Consider the following 388-nt stretch of genomic DNA (forward strand, 5'->3'; position numbering starts at 1 on the left):
TTAAATTCAATATCTTTAAAAAATTCAAATAACTCAGGTTTAGGCCAGCAATTTGAATCGTAAAAGTTATAAAACTCAAAATTACTTTTAGCTAAAGCTTCTAAAATATATAAATCACAGTCATTCATATTCCAATTGGAATCGATAGTAATTTTTATGTCTTCATCATCGTAATGCCTGTATAAAAATTCATTATTTATAACTATGAATCGATGATAAAAAGAAGTTAGATGATGAAATTTATTAACAATATTAGCTAATTCTTTGTAAGTAATTTTCCGTTTAGCCATACTTTCAGGGGTCTCCTATCATCAATCTTCATTTTGAAAATACAAGCATTAATTTCTAAAGTGTTTTCTTTGTCTTTATAAATAAACATCATTGAAGT

The 388-nt window shown here is 25.0% G+C and carries 1 pseudogene; it reads right to left on the bottom strand.

The annotated features are described in order from the left end of the window. Positions 1–290: pseudogene (locus ACNDLV_RS08105) on the bottom strand (hypothetical protein); the annotation flags it as partial. Positions 291–388: the final 98 nt, after the last annotated feature.

The sequence above is a fragment of the Lactobacillus fornicalis genome (assembly GCF_055362665.1).